Source organism: Brevundimonas vancanneytii, assembly GCF_901421975.1.
Lineage (GTDB): Bacteria > Pseudomonadota > Alphaproteobacteria > Caulobacterales > Caulobacteraceae > Brevundimonas > Brevundimonas diminuta.
Genome location: NZ_LR588407.1, coordinates 2,441,309 through 2,465,848 on the forward strand (window position 1 = coordinate 2,441,309; position 24,540 = coordinate 2,465,848).

Sequence of the window (24,540 nt, forward strand, 5' to 3'; positions counted from 1 at the left end):
GGCCCTGTTTTGGTTAACGAGGCGTTTACGATCGGCAAATCCTGCCGGGCGCCGCAGGGGCGAAAACCGCTCAAATCCCCATTCCACGGGCGTTAACCCTGTTGGCACGGTCGTTGCGACGGGAAACGACGAAAGGAGCCCGCTCGTGGAAAACGCCGCCTATATCGGACTGTCGCGCCAGATGACGCTTCGCCGCGAGCTGGACATCGTGGCCAACAACGTCGCCAACGCCGACACCACCGGCTTCAAGGTCGAACAGCTGATGGTCGGGACCGAAGTGGGCCAGCGCGCCCGCAACGACAATATCCGCCCCTCGGCCAGCTTCGTGCTGGACAAGGGCGTGGGCCGCGATTTCGGCCAGGGAACGCTGAAGCAGACCGGCCGCGAGCTGGACTTCGGCATCGAGGGCGAAGGCGCCTTCTTCACCGTGCAGACACCGAGCGGTCCCGCCTATACCCGCGACGGCGCCTTCGTGACCGATCCCGAAGGGCGGCTGACGACCAAGCAGGGCCTGCCGGTCTTGGCCGACGGCGCCGAGATCGTTCTGGACCCGCAGCGCGGCCCCGCCAGCGTCGGCGCCGACGGCACGATCAGCCAGGAAGGCCAGCCGGTCGGCCGCCTGACCGTGGTGCGCTTCGACGCCCTGTCGGTGCTGCAGAAGTCCGGCGACGGCCTGTACCGCAACGCCTCCAACGCCCAGCCGATGGATGCGACCGACGCCCAGGTCCGCCAGGGGATGCTGGAAGGGTCGAACGTCAACACCCTCGTGGAAATCACCAACCTCATCGAGATCAGCCGCGCCTATGAGCGCGTGACCAAGATGATCGAAAACGCCAACGACCTGTCACGCCGCTCCGTCGAGCGGCTGGGCCGGGTTTCGTAAGGGAGAGCTGAGACATGCGCGCGCTTCGCACCGCCGCCACCGGCATGGCCGCCCAGCAGCTGAACGTGGAGGTCATCTCCAACAACATCGCCAACATGAACACGGTCGGCTTCAAGCGTCAGCGGGCCGAGTTCCAGGATCTGCTGTACCAGAACGTCGAGCGCATGGGGGCCCAGTCCTCGTCGCAGGGCACCGTGGTGCCGACCGGCATCCAGATCGGCTCGGGCGTCAAGGCGGGCAGCGTCTATCGCATCACCGAACAGGGCAGCCCCAACCGCACCGGCAACACCTACGACATCGCCATCCAGGGCAAGGGCTACTTCCAGATCACCCTGCCCTCGGGCGAGCTGGCCTATACCCGCGCGGGCAACTTCACCGTCAACGGCGAAGGGCAGCTGGTGACGGACGACGGCTATGCGGTCGAGCCCGCCATCGCCATTCCGCAGGACGCCCTGGACGTCTCCATCTCCAAGTCGGGTCAGGTTCAGGTCACCACCGCCGGCCAGACCGAGCCGCAGGTCGTGGGCCAGCTGGAACTGGCCACCTTCTTCAACGAGGCGGGGCTGGAAGCCATCGGCGACAACCTGCTGCTGGAGACGGCGGCCTCGGGTCCGGCCACGGTGGGGGCGCCCGGCGGGGTCGGCTACGGCAATCTGCTGCAGCACTACACCGAGGCGTCGAACGTCGACGCGGTCAGCGAGATCACCGCCCTGATCGTGGCCCAGCGCGCCTATGAGATGAACTCCAAGGTCATCACCACCGCCGACGAGATGCTGTCCGTCTCGGCCCAGGTGAAGAGCTGAAGGAAAGGTCTGAGCCATGAAGCGCGCCCTGATCCTCGCCGCCGCCGTCGCCGCATTCGCCGCCCCCGCGCTCGCCACCCAAGCCTTGGCCGGGCCGGTCAATCTGCTGCCCGATCCGGTCGACGACGACGGCCGCATCACCCTGGGCGAGCTGTTCGACGACGCGGGCGCCGCCTCGAACGTCGTGGTCGGCCGCCGCGCCGGAGCCACCGCCGTTCTGGAGGCCTCGCAGGTCCAGATCGCCGCGCGCCGCGCCGGGCTGGAGTGGAGCAATCCGACCGGCCTGCGCCGCATCGTGGTGCGCGAAGGCGGCGCCCTTTCTGGCGGGGCCCTGCCAGCCGAAGCCTCGGCCCGCCCCGCCGCCGCCAGCGTCGGCGCGCCCGCCCGAGCGGGATCCAGCGTCGAGGTTCTGACCTACGCCCGCAGCCTGGCCGCCGGCGACGTGATCCAGCCCGAGGACGTGGTCTGGGCCTCGGTCCAGTCGCACCTAGCCCCCGCAGGCGGCCCCCAGGACGCCGAGGCGGTGATCGGTCTCCAAGCCAAGCGCGCCCTGCGCGCCGGATCGCCCGTCGGTCCGCGCGACCTGGCCTCGCCTCAGGTCATCGCCCGCAACGACATGGTCGAGGTCGCTTATATCAACGACGGCGTCGAACTGACCGTCACCGGCAAGGCGACCCGCAACGCCTCGGCGGGCGAGGCCGTGCCGATCCTGAACGTCCAGTCCAACCGCACCATCGACGCCGTGGCCGTGGCGCCCGGCCGGGCCGTCGCCGGTCCCGCCGCCCAGATCGCCCGCCGCAACCCGCAACAGTTCGCCGCCCGTTGAGCGAGAGTTCCATCATGCGCCCCATCACCGTCGCCGCCCTGTCCTTGTCCGCCCTCAGCCTGGCCGCCTGCTCTACCGCCATCGAAGCGGTGAAGGGGCCGGAGCTGGCCCCCATCGGCTATCCGGCCGCCCTGGTCCCGGTCGAGCAGGCCTATCTGCCCGAGCCGACCTCGGCCAGCGCCAACAGCCTGTGGCGCACCGGGGCGCGCAGCTTCTTCGGCGACCAGCGGGCGCGCCGCGTCGGCGACATCCTCACCGTCGCCATCGACATCAACGATCGCGCCCAGACCCAGAACACCACCCAGCGCAACCGCACCAACAGCGCCTCGGGCGGCGTCACCAACTTCTTCGGCCTGGAGAACAGCCTGGGCCGCGCCTTCCCCGGCGGCTTCGATCCGGCGAACATGATCGGCACGGAAGGGGCGGTGAACGCCAACGGCTCGGGCAGCGTCAACCGCTCGGAACGGGTGAACCTGACGGTCGCCGCCGTCGTCACCGCCGTCATGCCCAACGGCAACCTGGTCATCCAAGGTCGGCAAGAAGTGCGCACCAACCGCGAGGTGCGCGAGCTGACCGTGGCGGGCATCGTCCGGCCCGAGGACATCTCCAGCGCCAACACCATCCGCCACAGCCAGATCGCCGAGGCGCGCATCAGCTACGGCGGGCGCGGCGACATCAGCCGGATGCAGGCGACGCCCGCCGCCCAGTCCCTGGTCGAACGCTTCAGCCCCTTCTGACCCGCGTTCACCGAAACGTGTGATTCCGGCCGCACCGCATCACTGAATCGCGCGCGATCCAGCGGAGCCGTGAACCGTTAACAAGCGACCCGCGTTTGATCTGTCGAACGCGAGTGGACTTGTCATGCGTAAAACCGTCTTTCCCATCCTGGCCGCCGTGGGCCTGGCCGCCGTCGCGGCCCATGCGGCGACCTATTCTCCGTCCTCGTCCCGCAGCGGCGGCGAGGCCGTTCCCGGCTGGCATATGCTGCACGAGGGGACGATGGCCAAACTGGCCTATGGCCTGCCGGATTCGGACCAACTGGCTCTGATGCTGACCTGCGCGCCCGGCGACGGCCTCGCCGTGGTCTACGGCGACGTCCAGCCGCGCAGCGCGGGCCTGATCCTGGCCTCGCACGAGCCGCAGCCCATCGACCCGCTGTCGAACGGCGAGGCCTTCGAGACGCGTCTGCCGCTCGGCGACGCGGCCCTGACCGGCCTGGCGCGCGGCGGACGCATGACGGTCCAGACCGAGGCCGGGGACCGCCAGCTGACCGCCACCCGCGCCGAGCGGCGAATGGTCCAGGGCTTTCTTAGCTATTGCGCTTCGGGACATGCCTGACCACAGTCCCCCGTCTTCCTCAGCGGGGGCTGAAACATGACCTCAATGCTCGGCCTGGTTCAGGCCACGTTGCTCTCCTTGGCCGTGCAGACGGCCCCTCAAACCGGGGCGCATCCGCCCGCAGAGCGGCCCCAGGCCGCATCGCCCGCCCGGTCCGCCCGCGCGTCCGAGGGCTGGACCTGGACCCTCTACAGCGGCGACGGTCCCCTGGTCCTGGCCAATGAGATTCCCGACACGCCGCGCCTGCGCACCACCCTGGAATGCGCGCCCGGCTCCAGCGTCGTTCGCCTGGCCTTCCATGACGCGCCCGGCGCCGACGGCTTCGCCGTCATCCGCTCCGGCGGCGCCACGGCCGAGGTAGAGGCCCGCGCGCGACGCGGACGGCTGGAGGCGACGCTGCGCGCCGACCATCCCGTCTTCGCCGCCTTCCTGGCCTCCGGCCGCCTGACCCTCGCCCTCGGCGATCAGACGACCGCCATCGAGATCGATCGGGCGAATCTGTCCAAGCTGCGCCGCTTCGCCGAACTGTGCACCGGATAAGGACGAGGATGCGCCCTGCCCGCTGGCTGACCGCCGCCGCCTTCATCAGCATAAGCACCCTGGGCGCCTGCGCCCCCAGCGTCGCCCCTCTGAGCACGACCGGCGCGCCCTTGCCCGTCGCCGGCTACGACTGGTTCCTGAACGAAGACCCGGACGAACCGCGCCTGTCCTATGGCCTGGCCCAGTCGGACGACGTGCCGCTCAGCCTCATGTGCGCGCCCGGCTCGGGCAAGATCGGCCTGTCCCTGGCCGCCGATCAGGCGCCGAACCGTCGCGCCATCACCCTGGAATCAGGCGGCGACACCGAAACCTTTCCCGCTCGCGTCGAGGCGGCCGACATGCACGACGGCGTCCATCTGGTCGCCACGGCGCCCGCCTCCCACCCCGTTTTCCTGCAGTTTCGTCGCGTCGGCTGGCTGGCCGTGTGGGACGGGGACCAGCGCGCGATGATGGCCGCCCAGCCGGGTTCGGAAGGCCGCGCGGCGCGTTTCCTGGAGTTGTGCCGCTGAAGGCTTGACCGCAGCGGCGCGGTCCGCTCCCCTCCCCGCCAGTTCTTGGGAGGGCTTTAGTTCATGCGTCATCTTCTTCTCGCCGCCGGTATCGGCCTGTCGGGCCTTGCGGGCGCGGGCGCCCTGCCGGCCCAGGCCGCCGTCGTTCAAGGCCAGTCGTCGGCCGCCGCCGCACTGGACGCCTTGCTGGTCGATTACGAGGCCTATCTGCGACAGGTCGACCCCATCGGCTCGGGCATGGATGGCGACCGCGCCGCCCTGTCGCGCCTGCCCGACGCCAGCCGTGCGGGCGAACTGGCCCGCCGCGCTCCGCTGAACGCCCTGAAGGCGCGGCTGGAGGCCATCAACCCGGCCGCGCTGGACGAGGCCCACCGCCTGAACCACGCCTTCGTCGGCTATCTGATCGGCCGCGAGCTGGAGCGGATCGAACTGGACCCGTCGCGTCTGGCCTTTGATTCAGAAGGCGGTCCCGGCCAGCTTCTGGCCTATCTGGCGCCCGCTGCGCGCATCGCCACGGCCGCCGACGCCGAGGCCTGGCTGAAGCGTCTGGAGGCCGCGCCCGCCTATTACGACGCCGGGATCGCCAACACCCGGCGCGGGCTGGAAACCGGCCTGATCCAGGCCCGATCAGTGGTCGACAGCGCCCTGGCCCAGGCCGAGCGCGACCTGAAACCGGGCGCGGCGGGCGACGTCCTGCTGCGTCCGTTCAACACCCTGCCCGCCTCCATCCCCGCCGCCCAGCAGGAACAATTCCGCGCCCGCGCCCGCGCCCTGGTCGAGGGACCGATCACCGCCCGCCGCACCGCCTGGCGCGACCTGCTGCGCGACGAATATGCGCCCAAGGCCCCGCAGGAGCCGGGGCTGGTCCACCGCCCCGGCGGCCGCGACCTCTACGCCTTCCTGGTCCGCAGCCACACCACCACCGACCTGACGCCCGATCAGGTGCATGAGATCGGCCAGCAGGAAGTCGCCCGCATCCGCGCCCGCATGGAGACGGAAATGCGCGCCGCAGGCTGGACCGGCGACTTCGCCGGCTTCCTGACCTTCCTGCGCACTGATCCGCAATTCTACGCCAAGACCCGCGAGGAACTGCTGGAGAAGGCGTCGGAGATCGCCAAGCGCGCCGACGACCGCCTGCCGTCGCTGTTCGCCACCCTGCCGCGCCTGCCCTACGGCGTGCGTCCGGTGCCGGTCGAGATGGAAGAGACCTACACCACCGGCCGTTACAACTCAGGCTCGATGGCGACGGGCGTGGCCGGGGGCTACATCGTCAACACCGGCAAGCTGGACCAGCGGCCGCTGTATGAACTGCCTGCCCTGACGGTGCACGAGGCCGTGCCGGGCCACCATCTGCAGGTCGCCTTGCAGCAGGAAGCCGCCGACCAGCCCTATTACCGCCGCGACGCCTCGGTCACGGCCTTCAGCGAAGGCTGGGGCCTCTACTCCGAGTTCCTGGGCGAGGAGATGGGCATCTATCGCACGCCCTATGAGCGGTTCGGCCGCCTCAGCTATGAGATGTGGCGCGCCTGCCGTCTGGTGGCCGACACCGGCCTGCACTGGCTGGGCTGGAGCGAAGAACAGGCCCGCGCCTGCTTCCGCGACAACTCGGCCCTGTCGCCGCACAACATCGAGACCGAATTGCAGCGCTACATCGGCGATCCCGGCCAGGCCACGGCCTATAAGATCGGCGAGATCCGCCTGCGCGAAATCCGCCAGAAGGCCGAGCGCGAGCTGGGCGACCGCTTCGACGTGCGGACCTTCCACGACGCCCTGCTGGTCGACGGCGCCCTGCCGCTGGCCCTGCTGGACGCGCGCATGGACCGCTGGATCGCCGAACAGAAGACCCAGACCCGGTAAGAAAGCCTCCCTCCGACATGAATTTCGTCAAGCGCATCTTCGGCTCGGTGCAGCCGCGCTATCTGATCCGCGCCTATGTGCTCAGCGCCGCCTTCATGGCCTTCATGACCTGGATGATGCTGTCGCTGGACGGCGCCAAGCCCCTGCATGACCGCGCCGCCACCCTGGCCGTGTTCGGCGTCGGCGCCCTGCTGTTTCCCTTCTCGAAGCTGGTCTGGGACGAGATCAAGCGGGTGATGATGGGCGAAACCGTCTTCTTCATGAACGCCATCGTCCTGATGGTCCTGAAGGTGCTGGTGAACTTCTTCCTGTGGGGCTTCTCGATCTTCATCGCGCCCCTGGGGATTCTCTACCTGTGGTTCCGGTCGCGGAACGCCGCCGCCTAAAGCCCCAGTTCGGCCCGCGCCTTCTTCGTCAGCTTGGCGGCGATCAGGGCGTGGGCCGACTTGAGGTGATCGGCCAGTTCAGCATCCGGCCAATCGCCCGGATCGGCCAGATGCACCCACTTCGCCCGCGCCAGATAGGGGGCCGGCGCCGCCCGCCCCTCCTCGGTCAGCACCGCATAGGCGATGTCGGAGACCTTGAACGACAACCCGCCCTCGGCGCCGACGATGGCGAACATCTTGCCCCCGACCTTATAGGCGTCATGGCCCGGCCCGAACGGGTGATCCATCGTCGCCCCCGGCAAGGCCAGGCAGGCCTCGCCCACGCCCGCGCGATCCATCCTAGGCCCCGACGCCCAAGCCGATCGGGCAGACCACGCCCGTCCCGCCGATGCCGCAATAGCCCGCCGGATTCTTGGCCAGATAGCCTTGGTGATAGCCCTCGGCGAAGTAGTAAGGCCCGGCCGGTTGGATCTCGGTCGTGATCGCCCCGCGCCCCGCCGCGCTCAGCGCCGCCTGATAGGCCTCGCGCGAGGCCAGCGCCTCCGCCTGTTGCGCCTCGTTCAAGGTATAGATCGCCGAACGATACTGCGTGCCCTGGTCGTTGCCCTGACGCATGCCCTGCGTCGGGTCATGGTTCTCCCAGAAAGCCTTCAGCAGGTCGCCGTACGAAATCTGGGCCGGATCAAACACCACCTGCACCACCTCCGTGTGGCCGGTGCGGCCCGAGCAGACCTCCTCATACGTCGGGTTGGGCGTGATCCCGCCCGCATAGCCCGCCGAGGTGACCCACACGCCCGGCAGCTGCCAGAACACCCGCTCGACGCCCCAGAAACAGCCCATGCCGAACACGGCCGTCTGCATCCCCGCCGGATGCGGTCCCTTCAGCGCATGGCCCAGCACGAAGTGGGTCTCATCGGTCGGCAACGCCTCAGCCCGGCCCGGCAGAGCCGTGTCAGGCGTGGGCAGTTCAGCATTCTTCTTCAACAACATGGCGCGAACTCCGCGAAAACAGCGTCCTCGCCTATATGGAGGCTTCAAGGGCGCTTGCCCATGGGGTCGTCATGCTCTAATCAGCCCCTCCCGTCGGTCCGCTCCCGACGGTTCCGCCCCGGACGCATCCGGGACCAGGTGGAATGGACAGGTGGCCGAGTGGTTGAAGGCGCACGCCTGGAACGCGTGTATAGGGGCAACTCTATCGAGGGTTCGAATCCCTCTCTGTCCGCCACACACCCCGCATAGCTTGTCTCTGGCTGCGGGGCCGAGGGCCAACTCTCCGTAGTCTCCGCTTTGTTCCTCGCCAAACCGCCGTGGTTCGCCCTGGTTTCCGACCTTCTGCGCCCGGTTCCGAGGGCCTTTGGGCCCCCAGTCTCTGGCAAGTCTGGAGTTGGTGGAGTTTGGCGATGTCCCTGTTTCGTCTTTTTCGAGGAACCGGCCGTGAGGGGTCGTGAGGCTCCATTTCCTCCGGCGCTTCAGAGCGTTCCGCGAGGGATGGTGCTCAATCCCGGCGCCTCGGAACAGGGAATTCACCAGCCAGGAACAGGGATTTAAATCCGACACAACAGGACGCTCAAATGCGCAGAACAGGGCCTGAAGAACGATATCGGCCGCTTGAGAGGCGATAAAAATACCGCATAACGACGATAATTTTATAGTAATTGATAGTAATCTTCCCGCAGCCAGTGATTAATTGGCGCGACTATGCAGCTGCCCCTAGGCTCAGGACTCATAGCCAAAAGAGCACTGTAGCGGCGAGGGCTATGGCGGAGAGGAAGACGTTCGGGCACCGATCATAACGCGTGGCAACGCGTCGCCAGTCTTTCAGACGACCGAACATGATTTCGATGCGGTTGCGTCGTTTGTATCTGCGCTTGTCATACCGGATGGGCTCGGTGCGGGTTTTACGTCCGGGGATGCAAGGTGTGATCCCCTTGGCTTCCAAGGCGTCCCTGAACCAATCCGCGTCATAGCCCCTATCGCCCAGCAGCCACTGGGCTCGGGGTAGACTATCCAGAAGAGCCGCCGCGCCGGTGTAGTCGCTGACCTGACCAGCCGTCACAAACAGGCTAATGGGGCGTCCATTCGCATCGGTGACGGCGTGCAGCTTGGTATTCATCCCGCCTTTGGTCCGTCCGATCAGTCGCCCGAGGCCCCCTTTTTTACCCGCAGGCTCGAAGCCGTACGGTGCGCCTTTAGATAGGTGGCATCGATCATGACGGTCCGGCGCTCGGCCTGTGCGCCAGACAGGCCCTCCATCATCCGAACGAAGACGCCAGCCTCGCTCCACCGCTTCCAGCGATTGTAGAGCGTCTTGTGAGGCCCGTAGGCTGGCGGCGCATCGCGCCAGCGCAGGCCGTTGCGGTTGACGAAGATGATCCCGCTCAACACCCGTCTATCATCCACCCGAGGTTTGCCGTGGCTCTTAGGGAAATAGGGCTCCAGCCGAGCCATCTGCTCGTCCGTCAGCCAATAAAGATCGCTCATAATCCAGACTCCTCAGGAGCCTGAATCAGATCGCACGCCGCAATTCAATGGGTCCTGAGCCTAGGCTCAGGACTCATAGCCAAAAGAGCACTGTAGCGGCGAGGGCTATGGCGGAGAGGAAGACGTTCGGGCACCGATCATAACGCGTGGCAACGCGTCGCCAGTCTTTCAGACGACCGAACATGATTTCGATGCGGTTGCGTCGTTTGTATCTGCGCTTGTCATACCGGATGGGCTCGGTGCGGGTTTTACGTCCGGGGATGCAAGGTGTGATCCCCTTGGCTTCCAAGGCGTCCCTGAACCAATCCGCGTCATAGCCCCTATCGCCCAGCAGCCACTGGGCTCGGGGTAGACTATCCAGAAGAGCCGCCGCGCCGGTGTAGTCGCTGACCTGACCAGCCGTCACAAACAGGCTAATGGGGCGTCCATTCGCATCGGTGACGGCGTGCAGCTTGGTATTCATCCCGCCTTTGGTCCGTCCGATCAGTCGCCCGAGGCCCCCTTTTTTACCCGCAGGCTCGAAGCCGTACGGTGCGCCTTTAGATAGGTGGCATCGATCATGACGGTCCGGCGCTCGGCCTGTGCGCCAGACAGGCCCTCCATCATCCGAACGAAGACGCCAGCCTCGCTCCACCGCTTCCAGCGATTGTAGAGCGTCTTGTGAGGCCCGTAGGCTGGCGGCGCATCGCGCCAGCGCAGGCCGTTGCGGTTGACGAAGATGATCCCGCTCAACACCCGTCTATCATCCACCCGAGGTTTGCCGTGGCTCTTAGGGAAATAGGGCTCCAGCCGAGCCATCTGCTCGTCCGTCAGCCAATAAAGATCGCTCATAATCCAGACTCCTCAGGAGCCTGAATCAGATCGCACGCCGCAATTCAATGGGTCCTGAGCCTAGGCCCGGTCAGACCGCCTTCATGTCCGCCGCCGTCGCCATCTTCAGGAGCCCCTGATGTCTTCATTCCGGCCTGAACGCCAGGGAGGCCTGGTCGGGCTCGCCTTCGTTTCCGCCCTGTGGCTTGGAATGGTGATCGGCGTCTCCTTCCTGGCCACCCCGATCAAATTCCATGCGGCGTCGCTGACGCTGGCCGTGGCCCTGGATGTGGGACGAGTGACCTTCGGCCTGTTCTCTCGCGTCGAATGGGGCCTGTTCGCCCTCCTGCTTGCCATCGCGGGGACAACTGCGCGCGCCAGGTCGCGGCGCGACCTATGGATCGGCGTCGTTCTGCTGCTTGGCGTTCTGATGCTGCAGTCTTTGTGGCTTCTGCCCGTCATGAACGAGCGGGTGGCCCGCATCATCGTGTCTGAAGCGATGCCGCGGACGCCGCATCACCTGCTCTATATCGCGCTTGAGACGACCAAGGCGGCCGTTCTCGCCGCAATGTCGATCAGGGCGCTTCTAAAATTCGTCCGCGGGCCAAGGGGGCCCACAAAATTGATCCAGATCAAATCCTCATGAAGCCGCCGTCTTGCATGATGAGGTCAGGCTCGTTACGCGCTTCTTGAAACTACGCCGATGAGTTCGAAAATCAATTGGGGGGCCGCGTGGCGTCAGAGCTGACAATTTCAGAGCGCCATCTTGCGCTGGTCGTGTTGGTGGGCTTGGCCCTGTTCGGGATCGCCCTGGCCGCCGGCGGCGGTCGCGTCGGCGATCCCGTCGCCGCGCACGGCTTCATCATCGCCGGGTTCAGCCTGGCCCTGATCTTCCCTATCATCCTGCGCTATTTCGAGCCGGCTCCGTCGGCCGAGCGGTTGAGCGGCTACTACGATACGCCGACCAAGGCGGGCATCGTGCTGGCCATGATCTGGGCCGTCGTCGGCATGGGCTTCGGCGTCTGGGTCTCGGCGCTTCTGGCCTGGCCTGAACTGACCTTCGTGGATTCCGCCTGGGCGAGCTTCGGCCGCATCCGGCCCGTCCATACCTCGGGCGTGATCTTCGGTTTCGGCGGCAACGCCCTGATCGCCACCTCCTTCCACGTACTGCAACGCACCTCGCGCGCCCGCCTGCCGGACCAGTTCAGCCCGTGGTTCGTGCTGCTGGGCTACAACCTGTTCTGCGTCCTTGCGGCCAGCGGCTATCTTCTCGGCATCACCCAGTCCAAGGAATACGCCGAGCCGGAATGGTACGCCGACATCCTGCTGACCATCGTCTGGGTGGTCTATTTCCTGATCTACATCCGCACGCTTCAGCGTCGCAAAGAGCCGCATATCTATGTGGCCAACTGGTACTACATGGCCTTCATCCTGGTCGTGGCGGTGCTGCACATCGTCAACAACCTGGCCGTGCCGGTCTCTTTGTTCGAGGCCAAGAGCTATTCGCTGTTCTCCGGCGTCCAGGACGCCATGACCCAGTGGTGGTACGGCCACAACGCCGTGGCCTTCTTCCTGACCTCCGGCTTCCTGGGCATGATGTACTACTACATGCCCAAGCGGGCTGGGCGGCCGATCTTCTCCTACCGGCTGTCGATCATCGGCTTCTGGGGCATCACCTTCATGTATATGTGGGCGGGCTCGCACCACCTGCATTACACCGCCCTGCCGCACTGGGTGCAGACCCTGGGCATGACCTTCTCGCTGGTGCTGCTGGTGCCGTCCTGGGCCTCGGCGGGCAACGCCCTGGCCACGCTGAACGGCGCCTGGACCAAGGTGCGCGACGACGCCACCCTGCGCTTCATGATGGTGGCGGCGGTGTTCTACGGCCTGTCGACCTTCGAGGGGTCCTTCATGGCCATCCGCGCCGTGAACTCCCTGTCGCACTACACCGACTGGACCGTGGGCCACGTCCACGCCGGCGCCCTGGGCTGGGTGGCGATGATCACCTTTGGGTCGTTCTACGCCCTGGTGCCGTGGATGTGGAAGCAGACGCAGATGTATTCGGCCAAGCTGGTCGAGGTCCACTTCTGGCTCGCGATGGCCGGGACCGTTGTCTACGTCTTCGCCATGTGGAACTCGGGCGTCATCCAGGGCCTGATGTGGCGCACCTATGACGACAACGGCGGCCTGGCCTACTCCTTCATCGAGAGCATGGTCGCCATGCACCCCTACTATGTGGCGCGCACCCTCGGCGGGCTGCTGTTCCTGAGCGGCGCGATTGTCGGGTCCTACAACATCGCCATGACGATCCGGCAGGCGCGCCTACAGCGCCAGGCGTCCGACACCCCTGCCCTTTCGCCCGACTTCGAACCGGCCTCTGCGGCCACCCAGCCTGGAGAGTGATGGTGCGCGGCTTTCATCGAAAACTTGAACGCAACGCGATCGGCTTCGTCCTGGCCATCATCGGCGTGTCGGCCATCGGCGGCCTGGTCGAGATCGCACCGCTCTTCACCATCAACGAGACGGTGGAGGAGGCGCCCGACATGCGGGTCTATACGCCGCTGGAGCTGGTCGGCCGCGACATCTTCATCCGCGAGGGCTGCTACGCCTGCCACTCGCAGATGATCCGCACCCTGCGCGACGAGGTCGAGCGCTACGGCCCCTACTCCCTGGCCGTGGAGTCGCAATACGACCACCCCATGCTGTGGGGCTCCAAGCGCACGGGGCCGGACCTGGCGCGTGTCGGCGGCAAATATTCGGACGCCTGGCATACCGCCCACCTGAAGAACCCGCGCGACGTGGTGCCGGAATCGGTCATGCCCCGCTATGGCTGGCTGCAGGAGAACAACCTGCGCACCAACGATCTCTCGCGACGCCTCAAGGCCCAGCGCGCCGTGGGCGTCCCCTATGACGACGCCATGATCGCCAATGCGGCGGCGGACGCCTATGGCCAGGCCAATCCCGACAGCGCCGCCTCCAACGACGTGCGCGGCCGTTATGGCGCGGCGACCAACATCCGAGCCTTCGACGGCGACGCCGAACGGCTGACTGAAATGGACGCCATCGTGGCCTATCTGCAGGTGCTGGGGCGGTTGACCGACGCCGCTCACGCCCCCGTCAAGACGGCTGACGCCGCCACAGGCACGGGCGGATAAAACCATGCAGATCGACCATCAGGCGCTGGTCGCCTTCGCCAAGAGCTGGGGCCTTTTCTACCTCATCGCGATGGCGGTCGGCGTGCTGATCTACGCCCTGTGGCCGTCGAACCGGAAACGGTTCGACCGCGCCAAGCGCGCCATCCTGGAAGACGACGACCGGCCGGAAGAATAATCATGGACGAGCAGGAATTTGATCCCGTCACCGGTCGCAAGACCACGGGACACGAGTGGAACGGCATCAAGGAACTGGATACGCCGATCCCCCGCGTCGTCCTGTTCTTCCTGGCCGCCGGCACGCTGTTTTCACTGATCTGGTGGGTGTTGATGCCCGCTTGGCCGCTGGGCGTCACCTACACCAAGGGCCTGCTGGGGCTGGATCAACGCGAGGTCGTCACCCGCGAGGTTGAAGCCGCCGCCGCCCAGCGCGCCGTTTGGAGCGATCGCCTGGCCACGGCCGATTTCGCCGAGATCACGTCCGATCCCGAGATGATGGCCTATGTGCGCCAGACCGGTGGCGTCCTGTTCACCGACAACTGCGCCGTCTGCCACGGCGTCGGCGGTGCGGGCGGGCCGGGCTATCCGGCCCTGACGGCAGGCGCCTGGCTGTGGGGCGGCGCGCCGGACCAACTGGCCGAGACCATCCGCGTGGGCGTCAACGCCCAGCACCGCGAGACCCGGGTTTCGGAAATGCTGGCCTTCGGCGACATGAAGATTCTGTCCCACGATCAGATCATGGGCGTCGCCGGCCATGTGCGCGCCCTGTCGGGCCAGAAGCCTGAATATGTCGACGCCGCCGCCCTGGCCGCAGGGCGCCAGACCTTCGCCGACCAGTGCGCCGTCTGTCACGGCGCCGATGGACGCGGCGACGCCAAAGTCGGCGCGCCGAACCTGACCGACCGCCAGTGGCTTTATGGCGGCGACACCCAGTCGATCGTCACCTCCATCCAGAGCGGCCGTCATGGCCAGATGCCCGCCTGGGAGGGCCGTCTGTCGCCCGCCGAGATCCGCATGATGGCGGTCTATGTGGCCGATCTGGCCAAGGACAAGCGATGACAGCCGCCCTGCGCCCGCCCCGATCGAACCTGCGCTGGCCTTTGATCGCCGTCCTGCTGGTCGTGGTGCTGGGCGCCATTGTGATCGGCGCCAACATCCATCTGGTCTGGGCGGCCGTCGGCTCTCAGCCCGAATGCGTGCCCCACGCCAAGACGACGGGCGGCGCGTCGTTCCGCGCGGCCAAATCCGCCTGCTGACCGAAAGGGATTCTCACATGACGAACATCGACGGCATCGAGACGCCCGCCCTGCCCCTCAGCGCCCAGCGCCAGCGGAACCTCCCCGCCAGCGCGGCCTTCGGCTGGCTGGCCGCCGGTTGGCGCGACCTGTGGCGCAATCCCCTGCCCAGCCTGGCCTATGGGCTGATGGTCTTCATCGTCTCCATCCTGGTGGTCTGGGGCCTGTTTCGCTTGAAACTGGACTACATCCTCCTGCCCGCTCTGGCGGGCTTCATGGTGGTCGGACCGCTGATCGCCATCGGCCTGTACCAGAAGAGCCGCGACCTGGAGGAAGGCCGCCCGACCAGTCTGAAGCGCATGATCCTGGTCAAGCCCGAAGGCGGCGCCCAGGTCTGGTTCGCCGGCGCCATGCTGTGCCTGCTGGTGCTGCTGTGGATGCGCGCAGCCGTCATCATCTACGCCCTCTTCTTCGGCCTGCGGCCCTTCCCCGGCTTCGGGGACGTGCTGACCATGCTGACGCACACCTCGCAGGGATGGTGGATGCTGGCGACCGGAGCCTCGGTCGGCGGCCTGTTCGCCGCCTTCGGCTTCGCCATCGGCTGTTTCGGCATCCCTCGCCTGATGGATGACCGCACCGACGCCCTGACCGCCATGGGCAGCAGCATGGCCATGGTCTCGGCCAACCTGCCGGTCATGCTGACCTGGGCCGCTCTCGTATCGGTGTTGACGGCCCTGGCCGTAGCGACGGGTCTGGTCGGCTTGATCGTGATCTTCCCCCTGCTGGGTCACGCCGCCTGGCACAGTTATCGGGCGATGCGATGAGTTTCGCAGCCCGCGAGGAAATCCGTCTCGCCAGCCGGGATCTCGGCGATGGCCTGCGCCAGACCGAGCTGACCGTGCCGGGCATTCGATGCGCGGGCTGCATCGGCAAGATCGAGAAGGGCCTGCTGGAGAGCGCCGAGGTGCGGCAGGCCCGGGTCAACCTGTCGACCAAGCGGGTCCGCGTCGCCTGGAGCGGCGACTCCACGCCCGACCTGATCCAGGCGCTCGACCGTCTGGGCTTCACCGCGCACCTGACCGAGCCGGAAGCCGAACGCAAAGACCCCGAGCTGACGCGGCTGATCCGCGCCCTGGCGGTGGCGGGCTTCACCTCCATGAACATCATGCTGCTGTCCGTCTCGGTGTGGTCCGGGGCCGACGCGCAGACACGCCACGCCTTCCATGCCATCTCAGCCGTCCTGGCCCTGCCCTGCCTGATCTATTCGGGCCAGATCTTCTTCCGCTCGGCCTGGTCCGCCCTGCGGCGCGGGCGAACCAACATGGACGTGCCGATTTCGGTCGGGGTGCTTCTGGCCTTCGCCATGAGCGTCTACGACACCCTGCACAACGGCCCGCACGCCTATTTCGACGCCGTCACCTCCCTGATCTTCTTCCTGCTGATCGGGCGGACGCTCGACCATCTGATGCGCGAGAAGGCCCGCACCGCCGTCAGCGGCCTGGCGCGAATGGCGCCGCGCGGCGCCACGGTCGTCGCGGCGGACGGCGCTCGGGAGCATCGCCCCATCGAAGAGATCGAACCGGGGATGCGCATCGCCCTGGCCGCCGGCGACCGCGTCCCCGTCGATGGAGTGGTCGAATCCGGCGCCTCGGATCTGGATTGCGCCGTCGTGACCGGCGAAAGCGCGCCGCGACGGGTCGAACCCGGCGCCACAGTCCAAGCGGGCGTATTGAACCTGACCGGTCCCCTGATCCTCACCGCCAGCGCGAGGGCCGAGGACTCCTTCCTGGCGGAAATGACCCGCCTGATGGCGGCGGCCGAGGACGGGCGCGCGGGCTATCGTCGCATCGCCGATCGGGCGGCCGCCCTCTATTCGCCCGTCGTCCACAGCGTCGCGTTCCTGACCTTTCTCGGCTGGATGGCGGTCGCCGGCGACTGGCGCCAGGCGATCACCGTCGCGATCGCCGTTCTGATCATCACCTGTCCCTGCGCCATGGGCCTTGCCGCGCCCATCGTACAGGTCATGGCCGCCCGCCGCCTGTTCGAGAACGGCGTCATGGTCAAGGATGGCGCCGGTCTGGAACGCCTGGCACGGATCGATGTCGTCGCCTTCGACAAGACCGGCACTCTGACTCTCGGACGTCCCCGCCTCGTCAACGCAGGGAGCCTGGCCCCCGAACACCTGGCGATCGCGTCCGCCCTGGCCCAGGGCTCCAACCACCCCGTTTCGCGCGCCGTCGTCGCCGCCTCGCCCTACCCTGCGCCTCTGCTGTCGGATGTTCGCGAAGACGCCGGTCTGGGCGTCGAAGGGCGCATCGACGGCGCAATCTGGCGTCTCGGCCGCGCCGACTGGGCTTTGACCGCAGATCAGGCCCAGGACATCGAAGGCACGGTATTGAGTTGCGACGGGCGGTTGTCCGCCGCCTTGATCTTCGAGGACGCTCTGCGGCCGGACGCCGCCGAAGCCATCCGTCGACTGCGCGCCAAGGGTCTGGACATCCTCATCCTCTCCGGCGACCAGACGCCCGTTGTGGAAGCGACCGCCAAGGCCTTGGGCGTAGAGACCTTCTCGGCCCGCCTGCTGCCTTCCGAAAAGGTCGAGCGGCTGAACGCCCTGGCCGCCGAGGGACGGCGCGTCCTCATGGTCGGCGATGGGCTGAATGACGCCCCCGCCTTGTCGGCGGCCCACGTCTCCATGGCGCCCGGCGACGCCGCTGACATCGGGCGCAATGCAGCGGACTTCGTCTTCCTGAACCCCAGTCTGAATTCCATCGAACTGGCGCTGGATGTCGCCAGGGAAACCGAAAAACTCGTCAGGCAGAACTTCGCTCTGTCGATCCTTTACAACGCCATCGCCTTGCCGATCGCCATCCTTGGACACGTGACGCCCTTGGTCGCGGCCCTCGCCATGTCGCTGTCTTCAATCGTCGTGGTGGGGAACGCCCTGCGCCTCAAAGCCGGGCGTCGAGACGCCGTAAAGTCGCAGATGAATGTTCCGGCCCGTCGAGCCAGCACCACGAAGGCCGTGGCATGAGCAGTCTGATCTTTCTGGTTCCCTTGGCCCTCATACTTGGCGGAGCCGCCCTGTGGGCCTTCCTCTGGTCCTTCCGGGCGGGTCAGTACGACGACATGGATGGCGCTGCAGAGCGCATCTTCCTGGATGATCCTGAATAGGTCGGCCGGACCATCCAGAGCCCAGTCCCCGTCATCGCGGAGATAAATTAACCGTCACAATCTCGCCTTTCTTAAAGATACATGATAAATGCATCTTTAAGAAAGGCGAGGTCGCCAATGATGGAATCCGTTCCCCCAGACCCCCGCAGTCCCGGTGCGGCCGTCGGCGTAACCGAGCCGATGATCCATGCCCTTGTCCACGGCTTCTACGATGCAATCCGCACCGACCCCATGCTGGGGCCGATCTTCGACCGTGAAATCGGCGATGGCTGGGACGCTCACCTGGAGACCATGTGCAACTTCTGGTCGTCTGTGGTGCTGATGAGCGGGCGCTTCAAGGGCGCTCCGATGGTGGTCCACGCCCGGATTTCGGATATCAATGGCGTCCATTTCACCCGCTGGCTTCAGTTGTTCCGCCAGGCGGCTCGCGCTCTCACTCCTCCGGACGCTGCAGCCCTGTTCATTAGCCGGTCTGAAGCCATCGCCCAGCGCCTGCAGATCGGAATCGCAGCTCATCGCGACATGTCGGATGACCAGGCATCCGTCTGTTCGCTCGCGAAAGGCCTAGCGCGACCCCTTCCCCCCGTCCCTTCCCTCTCGCCACAAGGTGATGCCCATGCTCCGCTTTCTGATGATGCCGGCCAACATGGTGTGCAACCGGATCGGCCTGACCAATGAACACGAGCGGGGCATGATGCGGATGCTGGTCAATATGGCCCTGTGTTCGGCCATCGCCATCGTCGTCTTCTTCGTGGGCTGGAAACTCCTGGCGTGACGGCGGCGGAACGGTCGATGCCGGCCGTCACCTTCATCCAGACCGATGGAACCCGCCAGATCGTACGAATCCAGGCCGGCGCCTCGCTGATGGAAGCTGCGGTGCGCGCCGGCGTGCCCGGCATAGAGGCCAAATGCAGAGGCGGCTGCGCCTGTGTCACCTGCCACGTCTATATCGAGCCGCACTGGCGCTCAGAACTCGGTGCGCCCAGCGCCATGGAAGAATCCATGCTCGACTTCACCGCCGCAGTCGATGCGCGATCTCGCCTGTCGTGCCAAGTGCGCGTCACCCGCGCGTGCCATGGCCTGATCGTCCAAGTTCCAGCCGAACAGCGAGTGCTCGGCCTGTAAGGCGTCAACCGCGAGCGCCACTATCTCTGGCGCGCCGTGGACCGCGAAGGCGAGGTTCTGGAATCTTTCGTCATGAAGCCCAGAAACAAGGCTGTAGCACTGAAATTCCTCAAGAAAGCCATGCGCCTACACGGTTCCACAAAGTCAGTCGTGACTGACGGCTTGCGGTCGTACAAGACCGCGCTGAAGGATATTGGAGTCGCGGACAAGCAGATCATCGGTCGCGGGGCACGTGCGGAGAATTCAACCTGCCATTTCGACGACGAGAACGGCCATGCAGCGCTTCCGCCAAATGAGGACCTTGCAGAAATTCAGCGCCGTCCACGCTGCCTTCCACAATCACTTCAACCAAGATCGTCACCTCATCAAAGCCCGTCGCTCCGCCGCCCTAGCTGAGTGGAAAGCGCTCGCCGCCTCACGATCGCCCTCCCTCCTTGCCAAGCGGAGACAAATTGTCGTTGGACTGACAGCACCGCCATCTATTCACCCGCTAAAGCGGGCTATGCGGGTCGCCCGCCAATACCCCCGACATTACCGATACTTGCATAGCACGCCAGGGCTATTTGCCGTCTCTGGAGACGGCTATTGGCGCTTAGCTGTTGCAGGCATCTTGGACAGTCGACGAACTTCACGCCGCCGAGGATGGCGCGCGCCGCTGACGAACGCCTGAACTTGAGACCCAGCATCTCGATCTCGTTCCGATGCCGAATGTGGCGCTCCCGAACCTCAGTAAGCTCACGGCTCGTCTCATCGATCCGACCGATGAGGGCGCCCAGCCTCCTCGCCTTGTGGGCGATAAGATCGACGGCATGATCGGCCTGCTGAACCTTCGTCACCTCGCGCAGCGTGCGAATCTCTTCGTCGGCGCGTGACAGGGCCAGCTTCAGCGATGCCTCCCGCTCGGCGATTTGCAGCTCGGAGCCGGCACCTACTTCTGCCAGAGTCCTCGTCAGACTTGTGATCGCAGCGGCCCGCGCCGTTCGGTTCGCGCGCAGTTGATCGAGCTCCGCCTCCAAGTCCGCGACGCGCTCATCGTGGTAGCCAATGACGTAGCGGATCACGTCCCGGCTCTTCAGACGGAGATAGAACTCGGCGTCCTCCTCCAGGTGGAAGAAGGAACTGTCGATGTTGTCCTGGTCCAGATAGCAGTACCAGAGCAGGTCGCGCAGCGAGAGGCGGACCATCTTGGTCTCGACCTTCAGCTTGCTCTGGCGCACGCGCGGAGTCTGGATGCCGGACAGCCAGAACACCAGATCCGACAGGGTTTCGATTTCGGTCTGGGCGATCACCTCTCCCGCCGCTGTCCGGGCCGGCACCACGACGGAGTGGATTTCGTCCCCTACTGTCCAGCTTGCGAAGACATTGTTCGCGTCCCTCTGGCGCTCTATCGACAGGACCGACCGCTCAAGCTCCACCGTCAGGGTCGCTCCGACGAATTCCGCCTGGAGGGCGGGCGAGAGCTGGATTTTTCCGCCTAGGCAGTAGTCGATAAGTTTCGCGATGCTGGACTTGCCCGCACCCATCTGTCCCCAGAAATAGGAGACGTCTGCGAAAGTCAGCGTCTCCTGACCTTGCCGGAGGTCCAGGACGAGAGACTTGAGAACGAATTTCATGGGGTTTCACCATCCACACCAGCACCGACGTTGGCGGCGATCTCCTGCCCCCACTTCATTCCCGTGATCTCCGGGACGATCTCGTAGACGAAATCTTTGAGCCGGCTCCCGGACATATCGCCCACGGTCTTCATCACGATCGTCCCGCGATCCTTCAGGTCGGCGAAGATCGCCTGCCCGGACAGTTCATCCGCGAGGGTGCGTCCCGCATCCGTGAGGCCGATCTCGATCTTGCGCCCCTTCAAGGACACCGTGAGCAGGCCGAGCGACGCCAGGAGGGAGAGCCACCGCCGGTATCGGGCGTCCCATGGACCGTACCGGAACCGGATCATCTTCGTCTCGACGGTCGTCCGTTCCCTCGGGAGGAGGTCGAGGTCCGCCGTGGACTTTCCCAGCTGGAGCAGAGCGCGTTCCAGATAGACTGGATATCGCAGCAGGAAGTCGAGCTTAGCCAGCTTCGTGATGCCCTCGACCGGTTTGGCTATACGGCCCCGCTTGTCGGCGCACCGAAGGAGGATGAGCAGCCGCATGAGATGGAGGCCGTCACTGTTTTCGGCGCGGGCAGCGGCTTTGAGTAGGCCGAGGCTCACGGTTGCTCCTCCCGCACAGGGAACCGCTTGCTCCACCAGACGCGGCACGCCCGTGTCAGCATCGCCGCGACGCCTACGAGTACCTCGTAGGGTTGGCTGCCCAGGAGCGTACGCCGGTCCGTCTCCAGTCGGCGGAGCCGGGCGTTGACGTCGGAGAACATCGCGACGCCGAACGTCTCATCCGGCTTTTCAGCGCTGAAGTAGGCTTCGATGCACTCTCCGTGCACGGCCTCCTCTACCTGCAGCAGGTTTTGTTCGGCGTTGGCGGGATCCCGCGCCTGTTCCTCCAGAAGAGCGTATTCGGCGGCGCGTTCCTTCGCGGTCATGTAGGAGATCGCGTACTGCAGTCCGCCGGCCTCAAGCTTCTGCTCAAGGACGCCGGCGCGTTGCGGACCGCCACGAAGAAGGGTCGGCGAGCCCTGATACTGCGGCTGTTTGAGCGGTGTCGCCGGCGGGGCGAAGACGACATCGGCGCAGGTGATCCGTTTGGCGACGATCACCGGATCCTCGATATCCTGGGCGAAGACGCTGCGGATATGTCGAACCGGGTCGGTAACATGCAACGAAGCAGCCCTGTGAAGACGGGCGACTAGGTCGTCTCGGAGATCGGACAACTGGCTGGCATTCAGGGCCTTGCATTCAGCGAGGCCGCCGAGATGCTCATGCGCTAGGGAGGCGTCGAACTCGGATCGGGACGGTCCCTTGATGATCTCGAGCCGCTGCAAGACGTCGAAAAGGGTTTGACGGTCGGCCCCCAGGGTGCCCGCCAGGACGTCGAACGCTTCGAGGAAGGGCGTCTTGAGATCCGCGAGGGTCACGCATGCCCGGATGTGCTCCAGCATCAGGGTCGGGCACCGGCCACGGCGCTTTTGGTCCTTAACGTCATCCCCCACCTTGTCGACCTCGGCGTTCGACACAAAGACGAAGCGCCTGATCTGAGACCGATAGGTCGACAGCAGGTCGACGAACCGACCGATCGAGCGGACCAGCGCGTCATGCGTCAGCGTCCAGGGGCCATTCTCGGGCGTGGCGGTCTTGATTTGCCACCCATCGAACATGCCGTCCGAAGTTTCGCAGAGAAGATCCTCATGGTGCTCGCAATAGACGCGCAAATAGTCGAGTGAGCCACGACGGACAGCCGCGAGTAGGACGACCCCGTACTGGTGCTGGTATCGGAAGTTACGCTCGGATTCGTCACCGGGGTCCCGGCTGCGAACCTGATTGATCCGCAGCTCCGGCAGCAGACCGCCTGCGTTGTCGCTTGAACCCGTCATTTGCGGCCACCCCTCCCGCGATCATCCGCTCCTTCTCCGGAAGCGGCGACGCGAGACGTCAGTCGAACACGGATCTACCAACGCACCTTATACTCAAGCTCGGTCAATGCAAAGCCACAGAAGGCGGGTCATTGATTGGATGTTAGCCTCGGATCTCGGTTCGGCCCGCCCAGAAGGCGAGCGCGTCGTCGGATCGAACACTCGCGGGCACGACCGGAGCGTCAAAAATCTTGCTGGCCAAAATATAGACCACAGTCGCGATGCCCTGCCTGCGATGCGGCCGCTCCACTTCGATCAGATCGCAGCGCACCACTCCCTCTCCGCAAGCGAACGTTGCGGTCGCCGCCCATGCCCCGACCGGGTCGAACACCTCGAACCAGATCGACCCCAACTCCTTGGGCAGATCTATCGCTCGACTGTCGAAGCGATCCCGTATGCGGGCATCGGCCTCATCCGGTGGGATGCAGTTCGCCTCGACCCGGTAAGGCCAGCCATCCAGATCGTACGTCTGTTGCTCGAAAATGACGATCGGGTTTGGCACGACGACCTCGCGAGGGATTGTTAACGCCACCTTAGCACCGTTGAACGGCTTGGAGGAACTGCATCGGGAAGCCCGAGCCCCGGCCACATCGTCGTGCCTCCAGACAAGCCCCACGCGGCCCGCACCGCCTGCGAACTTTGACGCTGGAACAAGTCCGCAAAGCAGACTTCTTAAACCGCCGCTACGAGTCAGATTCGGAATTTCTGGAGGTCCGCTTTTCGGCAACGCCCCTGCCCTTTTGCGCCTAAGGGCCATTATCCGACGATCTATAGTTATCAATAGTTCACCTCACTCGACTGTCTCGCCACAGGCTTGGCCTGAACAACGCTAGAAGTTAGCGTCTCGGCCATGTCGAGCACTAGACCCTCGAAAGGAAGGTCCATGGCCCCTGACAGGCTGGGGCCGCTGGCGATACTGCTACCGAGAAGGCGAACAACCTCTGGACTTTCGAGAAAGACAGAATGGTTCAGCCGGGAGCGACCTTGCACGTCTGCCAGATTGATAACCGTTACTTCCGCCTGACCTCTCCAAAACGTCCCGGACAGGTCCAACCGAGGGATCTACAGCCCCCACGCGTTGAACGCCTCCCGCCAACAAGCGCGAGAACCTCAGAGCCTTATCGTCGCGGGAAACAAGAAAAGTGAAGTGAGGGCGCTCTGGTCCCAAAGCCGCAAACTGCTGTTCGAAGACATCTACATCGAGGTCCGGTGCGGCAAGGATCACGTTCCTGATTTTCGGATCAACCCGCGACGAGCGGATCGCGTGCTGGCGCAGGGCTTCTACAGCGATCCAGCTGCCCATCGAATGAGCGAGCACCGTGATCTCCGTCACTTCGGGATTACGCGCCGCAACGACGAGCAGTGTTTCGAGCGCATCGCGAGAGTAGTTTGCACTTTCGCGATCATAGACATAACCCCAGACGCGGCCCAGCGATGGCCAGGTGAACAACACCGGTGCCGCTTCAATGCCGGAGTCATGCGTGAGCTGCGCTAGCGAATAGACAGCTTTGTCAAAGGGCACGTTGTAGCCGTGCACAAAGATCAGCAAATGCCCACGCGCTGCGTGTGAGGCTATCCACGCTTCAGCGGCTGCATCATCAGGCACAGGCGTTACGGCCCTTGTGGCAAACTCTATCGCTGGGTCAACCTCACGGTTTCTCGGCCATTCGATCACACCTGTCTGATGTGATGGCGGAATAGTGATATCGACAACCACAGAGCTGAGCCGGTCGCCACGCTGGCCCGAATAAATCTCGCCCGGCTCGTCGGACAGAGCCCTGGTGGAATAGACCAATACACTAACGTCTGTGGCCGCCTCGGGTTTGGAGACAGTTGCCGGAATGAGCACTCCAGACGGCGTGCTGGCACAAGCACCAAGGGTTAACGTCACGCACGCGACAAGGG

Annotated in this window: 30 protein-coding genes, 1 tRNA gene and 1 pseudogene; 23 read left to right on the forward strand and 9 right to left on the reverse strand. The window is 65.4% G+C overall.

The features are described 5' to 3' along the window. The first annotated feature begins 145 nt into the window (after window positions 1-145). From flgF to FGL25_RS12145, 9 genes are all read left to right on the forward strand, one after another. Window positions 146-883 (forward strand): flagellar basal-body rod protein FlgF, encoded by a 738-nt coding sequence (gene flgF, locus FGL25_RS12105; protein ID WP_003163664.1) that lies wholly within the window; start codon window positions 146-148, stop codon window positions 881-883. Between the two features lie 14 nt (window positions 884-897). Beyond that, window positions 898-1,686: a flagellar basal-body rod protein FlgG gene (gene flgG, locus FGL25_RS12110; protein ID WP_138141803.1), complete on the forward strand. Its 789-nt coding sequence runs from the start codon at window positions 898-900 to the stop codon at window positions 1,684-1,686. 16 nt (window positions 1,687-1,702) lie between these two features. Next, window positions 1,703-2,512, forward strand: a complete 810-nt coding sequence (gene flgA / locus FGL25_RS12115) for a flagellar basal body P-ring formation chaperone FlgA (RefSeq protein WP_138141804.1) — start codon at window positions 1,703-1,705, stop codon at window positions 2,510-2,512. Window positions 2,513-2,523: 11 nt separating this feature from the next. Next, window positions 2,524-3,249 carry a flagellar basal body L-ring protein FlgH gene (gene flgH / locus FGL25_RS12120; protein ID WP_046651863.1) on the forward strand — a complete coding sequence of 242 codons (726 nt, stop codon included), beginning with the start codon at window positions 2,524-2,526 and terminating at the stop codon, window positions 3,247-3,249. 124 nt (window positions 3,250-3,373) lie between these two features. Further along, window positions 3,374-3,850: a hypothetical protein gene (locus FGL25_RS12125; protein ID WP_003163668.1), complete on the forward strand. Its 477-nt coding sequence runs from the start codon at window positions 3,374-3,376 to the stop codon at window positions 3,848-3,850. Window positions 3,851-3,886: 36 nt separating this feature from the next. Then, window positions 3,887-4,390, forward strand: coding sequence for a hypothetical protein (locus FGL25_RS12130; protein ID WP_138141805.1), 504 nt, complete (start codon window positions 3,887-3,889; stop codon window positions 4,388-4,390). Window positions 4,391-4,398: 8 nt separating this feature from the next. Then, window positions 4,399-4,899, forward strand: coding sequence for a hypothetical protein (locus tag FGL25_RS12135; RefSeq protein WP_138141806.1), 501 nt, complete (start codon window positions 4,399-4,401; stop codon window positions 4,897-4,899). 63 nt (window positions 4,900-4,962) lie between these two features. Further along, the gene (locus tag FGL25_RS12140; RefSeq protein WP_138141807.1) at window positions 4,963-6,756 is read left to right on the forward strand and encodes a DUF885 domain-containing protein; all 1,794 of its coding nucleotides are present in this window, start codon (window positions 4,963-4,965) and stop codon (window positions 6,754-6,756) included. A gap of 17 nt (window positions 6,757-6,773) precedes the next feature. Then, on the forward strand, window positions 6,774-7,142 hold the full coding sequence (locus FGL25_RS12145) for a hypothetical protein (RefSeq protein ID WP_138141808.1): 369 nt from the start codon (window positions 6,774-6,776) through the stop codon (window positions 7,140-7,142). Here FGL25_RS12145 and FGL25_RS12150 read toward each other — a convergent pair. Both FGL25_RS12150 and msrA read right to left on the reverse strand, forming a co-directional pair. Then, entirely contained in the window at window positions 7,139-7,480 is a 342-nt protein-coding gene (locus FGL25_RS12150; RefSeq protein ID WP_128719590.1) for an MmcQ/YjbR family DNA-binding protein, read from the reverse strand. The two genes, FGL25_RS12145 and FGL25_RS12150, sit on opposite strands and share 4 nt — an antisense overlap. Window position 7,481: 1 nt before the next feature. Then, window positions 7,482-8,132, reverse strand: coding sequence for a peptide-methionine (S)-S-oxide reductase MsrA (gene msrA, locus FGL25_RS12155; protein ID WP_138141809.1), 651 nt, complete (start codon window positions 8,130-8,132; stop codon window positions 7,482-7,484). A 145-nt stretch (window positions 8,133-8,277) separates the two neighbouring features. Here msrA and FGL25_RS12160 point away from each other — a divergent pair. Next, window positions 8,278-8,367 (forward strand) — tRNA-Ser (locus tag FGL25_RS12160). Between the two features lie 498 nt (window positions 8,368-8,865). On the opposite strand, the gene FGL25_RS12165 is transcribed toward FGL25_RS12160, so the two are convergent. Both FGL25_RS12165 and FGL25_RS12170 read right to left on the reverse strand, forming a co-directional pair. Continuing rightward, window positions 8,866-9,623 (reverse strand): IS5 family transposase gene (locus FGL25_RS12165; RefSeq protein WP_099547418.1). Its coding sequence is split into 2 segments (ribosomal slippage): window positions 8,866-9,302 and window positions 9,302-9,623, totalling 759 coding nucleotides; the frame shifts between segments, so codons are not numbered across the junction. 73 nt (window positions 9,624-9,696) lie between these two features. Continuing rightward, window positions 9,697-10,454 (reverse strand): IS5 family transposase gene (locus FGL25_RS12170; RefSeq protein ID WP_099547418.1). Its coding sequence is split into 2 segments (ribosomal slippage): window positions 9,697-10,133 and window positions 10,133-10,454, totalling 759 coding nucleotides; the frame shifts between segments, so codons are not numbered across the junction. Between the two features lie 118 nt (window positions 10,455-10,572). Between FGL25_RS12170 and FGL25_RS12175 the strand changes: the two genes are divergently transcribed. The 13 genes and pseudogenes from FGL25_RS12175 to FGL25_RS18005 form a co-directional block, all read left to right on the forward strand. Further along, a complete protein-coding gene (locus FGL25_RS12175) occupies window positions 10,573-11,079 on the forward strand; it encodes a DUF4149 domain-containing protein (RefSeq protein ID WP_138141810.1) in 507 nt (168 codons plus the stop codon). Window positions 11,080-11,210: 131 nt separating this feature from the next. After that, window positions 11,211-12,836, forward strand: a complete 1,626-nt coding sequence (ccoN, locus tag FGL25_RS12180; RefSeq protein WP_252970160.1) for a cytochrome-c oxidase, cbb3-type subunit I — start codon at window positions 11,211-11,213, stop codon at window positions 12,834-12,836. A 2-nt stretch (window positions 12,837-12,838) separates the two neighbouring features. Continuing rightward, window positions 12,839-13,588 carry a cytochrome-c oxidase, cbb3-type subunit II gene (gene ccoO, locus FGL25_RS12185; protein ID WP_138141813.1) on the forward strand — a complete coding sequence of 250 codons (750 nt, stop codon included), beginning with the start codon at window positions 12,839-12,841 and terminating at the stop codon, window positions 13,586-13,588. A 4-nt stretch (window positions 13,589-13,592) separates the two neighbouring features. Beyond that, on the forward strand, window positions 13,593-13,763 hold the full coding sequence (locus FGL25_RS12190; protein WP_138141814.1) for a cbb3-type cytochrome c oxidase subunit 3: 171 nt from the start codon (window positions 13,593-13,595) through the stop codon (window positions 13,761-13,763). Between the two features lie 2 nt (window positions 13,764-13,765). Next, on the forward strand, window positions 13,766-14,644 hold the full coding sequence (gene ccoP / locus FGL25_RS12195; RefSeq protein ID WP_138141815.1) for a cytochrome-c oxidase, cbb3-type subunit III: 879 nt from the start codon (window positions 13,766-13,768) through the stop codon (window positions 14,642-14,644). Continuing rightward, entirely contained in the window at window positions 14,641-14,841 is a 201-nt protein-coding gene (locus FGL25_RS12200) for a hypothetical protein (RefSeq protein ID WP_138141816.1), read from the forward strand. Before ccoP ends, FGL25_RS12200 begins: the two co-directional genes overlap by 4 nt. Window positions 14,842-14,858: 17 nt before the next feature. Next, on the forward strand, window positions 14,859-15,644 hold the full coding sequence (locus FGL25_RS12205; RefSeq protein WP_138141817.1) for a DUF2189 domain-containing protein: 786 nt from the start codon (window positions 14,859-14,861) through the stop codon (window positions 15,642-15,644). Continuing rightward, on the forward strand, window positions 15,641-17,854 hold the full coding sequence (locus FGL25_RS12210; protein WP_138141818.1) for a cation-translocating P-type ATPase: 2,214 nt from the start codon (window positions 15,641-15,643) through the stop codon (window positions 17,852-17,854). Before FGL25_RS12205 ends, FGL25_RS12210 begins: the two co-directional genes overlap by 4 nt. Further along, on the forward strand, window positions 17,851-17,994 hold the full coding sequence (ccoS, locus tag FGL25_RS12215) for a cbb3-type cytochrome oxidase assembly protein CcoS (protein ID WP_138141819.1): 144 nt from the start codon (window positions 17,851-17,853) through the stop codon (window positions 17,992-17,994). Before FGL25_RS12210 ends, ccoS begins: the two co-directional genes overlap by 4 nt. 117 nt (window positions 17,995-18,111) lie before the next feature. Next, on the forward strand, window positions 18,112-18,672 hold the full coding sequence (locus FGL25_RS12220; protein WP_197733844.1) for a group III truncated hemoglobin: 561 nt from the start codon (window positions 18,112-18,114) through the stop codon (window positions 18,670-18,672). Next, window positions 18,611-18,769: a hypothetical protein gene (locus tag FGL25_RS16890; RefSeq protein WP_167493343.1), complete on the forward strand. Its 159-nt coding sequence runs from the start codon at window positions 18,611-18,613 to the stop codon at window positions 18,767-18,769. The genes FGL25_RS12220 and FGL25_RS16890 overlap by 62 nt, the downstream gene beginning before the upstream one ends. Before the next feature lie 17 nt (window positions 18,770-18,786). After that, window positions 18,787-19,119, forward strand: a complete 333-nt coding sequence (locus FGL25_RS12225; protein WP_138141820.1) for a 2Fe-2S iron-sulfur cluster-binding protein — start codon at window positions 18,787-18,789, stop codon at window positions 19,117-19,119. Between the two features lie 15 nt (window positions 19,120-19,134). Then, window positions 19,135-19,515: pseudogene (locus tag FGL25_RS18005) on the forward strand (DDE-type integrase/transposase/recombinase); the annotation flags it as partial. 104 nt (window positions 19,516-19,619) lie between these two features. On the opposite strand, the gene FGL25_RS12235 reads toward FGL25_RS18005, so the two are convergent. The 5 genes from FGL25_RS12235 to FGL25_RS12255 all read right to left on the reverse strand — a co-directional run bounded on the left by FGL25_RS12235 (window position 19,620) and on the right by FGL25_RS12255 (window position 24,430). Next, complete coding sequence (locus tag FGL25_RS12235; protein WP_138141823.1) at window positions 19,620-20,732, reverse strand: hypothetical protein; 1,113 nt, start codon at window positions 20,730-20,732, stop codon at window positions 19,620-19,622. Further along, window positions 20,729-21,322: a hypothetical protein gene (locus tag FGL25_RS12240; RefSeq protein ID WP_138141824.1), complete on the reverse strand. Its 594-nt coding sequence runs from the start codon at window positions 21,320-21,322 to the stop codon at window positions 20,729-20,731. The genes FGL25_RS12235 and FGL25_RS12240 overlap by 4 nt, the downstream gene beginning before the upstream one ends. Continuing rightward, complete coding sequence (locus FGL25_RS12245) at window positions 21,319-22,596, reverse strand: dsDNA nuclease domain-containing protein (protein WP_138141826.1); 1,278 nt, start codon at window positions 22,594-22,596, stop codon at window positions 21,319-21,321. The genes FGL25_RS12240 and FGL25_RS12245 overlap by 4 nt, the downstream gene beginning before the upstream one ends. Before the next feature lie 142 nt (window positions 22,597-22,738). Continuing rightward, window positions 22,739-23,137: a hypothetical protein gene (locus FGL25_RS12250; protein WP_138141828.1), complete on the reverse strand. Its 399-nt coding sequence runs from the start codon at window positions 23,135-23,137 to the stop codon at window positions 22,739-22,741. A gap of 417 nt (window positions 23,138-23,554) precedes the next feature. Continuing rightward, window positions 23,555-24,430, reverse strand: coding sequence for an alpha/beta hydrolase (locus tag FGL25_RS12255; protein WP_167493344.1), 876 nt, complete (start codon window positions 24,428-24,430; stop codon window positions 23,555-23,557). Between the last annotated feature and the right edge of the window lie 110 nt (window positions 24,431-24,540).

Coding starts and splice junctions, on each gene's coding strand:
- FGL25_RS12220 (WP_197733844.1), top strand. CDS start 18,112: ATGATGGAATCCGTTCCCCCAGACCCCCGCAGTCCCGGTGCGGCCGTC.
- FGL25_RS12205 (WP_138141817.1), top strand. CDS start 14,859: ATGACGAACATCGACGGCATCGAGACGCCCGCCCTGCCCCTCAGCGCC.
- ccoP (WP_138141815.1), top strand. CDS start 13,766: ATGGACGAGCAGGAATTTGATCCCGTCACCGGTCGCAAGACCACGGGA.
- flgG (WP_138141803.1), top strand. CDS start 898: ATGCGCGCGCTTCGCACCGCCGCCACCGGCATGGCCGCCCAGCAGCTG.
- FGL25_RS12190 (WP_138141814.1), top strand. CDS start 13,593: ATGCAGATCGACCATCAGGCGCTGGTCGCCTTCGCCAAGAGCTGGGGC.
- FGL25_RS12175 (WP_138141810.1), top strand. CDS start 10,573: ATGTCTTCATTCCGGCCTGAACGCCAGGGAGGCCTGGTCGGGCTCGCC.
- FGL25_RS12210 (WP_138141818.1), top strand. CDS start 15,641: ATGAGTTTCGCAGCCCGCGAGGAAATCCGTCTCGCCAGCCGGGATCTC.
- FGL25_RS12125 (WP_003163668.1), top strand. CDS start 3,374: ATGCGTAAAACCGTCTTTCCCATCCTGGCCGCCGTGGGCCTGGCCGCC.
- msrA (WP_138141809.1), bottom strand. CDS start 8,132: ATGTTGTTGAAGAAGAATGCTGAACTGCCCACGCCTGACACGGCTCTG.
- FGL25_RS12140 (WP_138141807.1), top strand. CDS start 4,963: ATGCGTCATCTTCTTCTCGCCGCCGGTATCGGCCTGTCGGGCCTTGCG.
- FGL25_RS16890 (WP_167493343.1), top strand. CDS start 18,611: ATGCTCCGCTTTCTGATGATGCCGGCCAACATGGTGTGCAACCGGATC.
- FGL25_RS12245 (WP_138141826.1), bottom strand. CDS start 22,596: ATGACGGGTTCAAGCGACAACGCAGGCGGTCTGCTGCCGGAGCTGCGG.
- ccoS (WP_138141819.1), top strand. CDS start 17,851: ATGAGCAGTCTGATCTTTCTGGTTCCCTTGGCCCTCATACTTGGCGGA.
- FGL25_RS12145 (WP_138141808.1), top strand. CDS start 6,774: ATGAATTTCGTCAAGCGCATCTTCGGCTCGGTGCAGCCGCGCTATCTG.
- FGL25_RS12135 (WP_138141806.1), top strand. CDS start 4,399: ATGCGCCCTGCCCGCTGGCTGACCGCCGCCGCCTTCATCAGCATAAGC.
- FGL25_RS12150 (WP_128719590.1), bottom strand. CDS start 7,480: ATGGATCGCGCGGGCGTGGGCGAGGCCTGCCTGGCCTTGCCGGGGGCG.
- flgA (WP_138141804.1), top strand. CDS start 1,703: ATGAAGCGCGCCCTGATCCTCGCCGCCGCCGTCGCCGCATTCGCCGCC.
- FGL25_RS12225 (WP_138141820.1), top strand. CDS start 18,787: ATGCCGGCCGTCACCTTCATCCAGACCGATGGAACCCGCCAGATCGTA.
- FGL25_RS12235 (WP_138141823.1), bottom strand. CDS start 20,732: ATGAAATTCGTTCTCAAGTCTCTCGTCCTGGACCTCCGGCAAGGTCAG.
- FGL25_RS12200 (WP_138141816.1), top strand. CDS start 14,641: ATGACAGCCGCCCTGCGCCCGCCCCGATCGAACCTGCGCTGGCCTTTG.
- FGL25_RS12130 (WP_138141805.1), top strand. CDS start 3,887: ATGACCTCAATGCTCGGCCTGGTTCAGGCCACGTTGCTCTCCTTGGCC.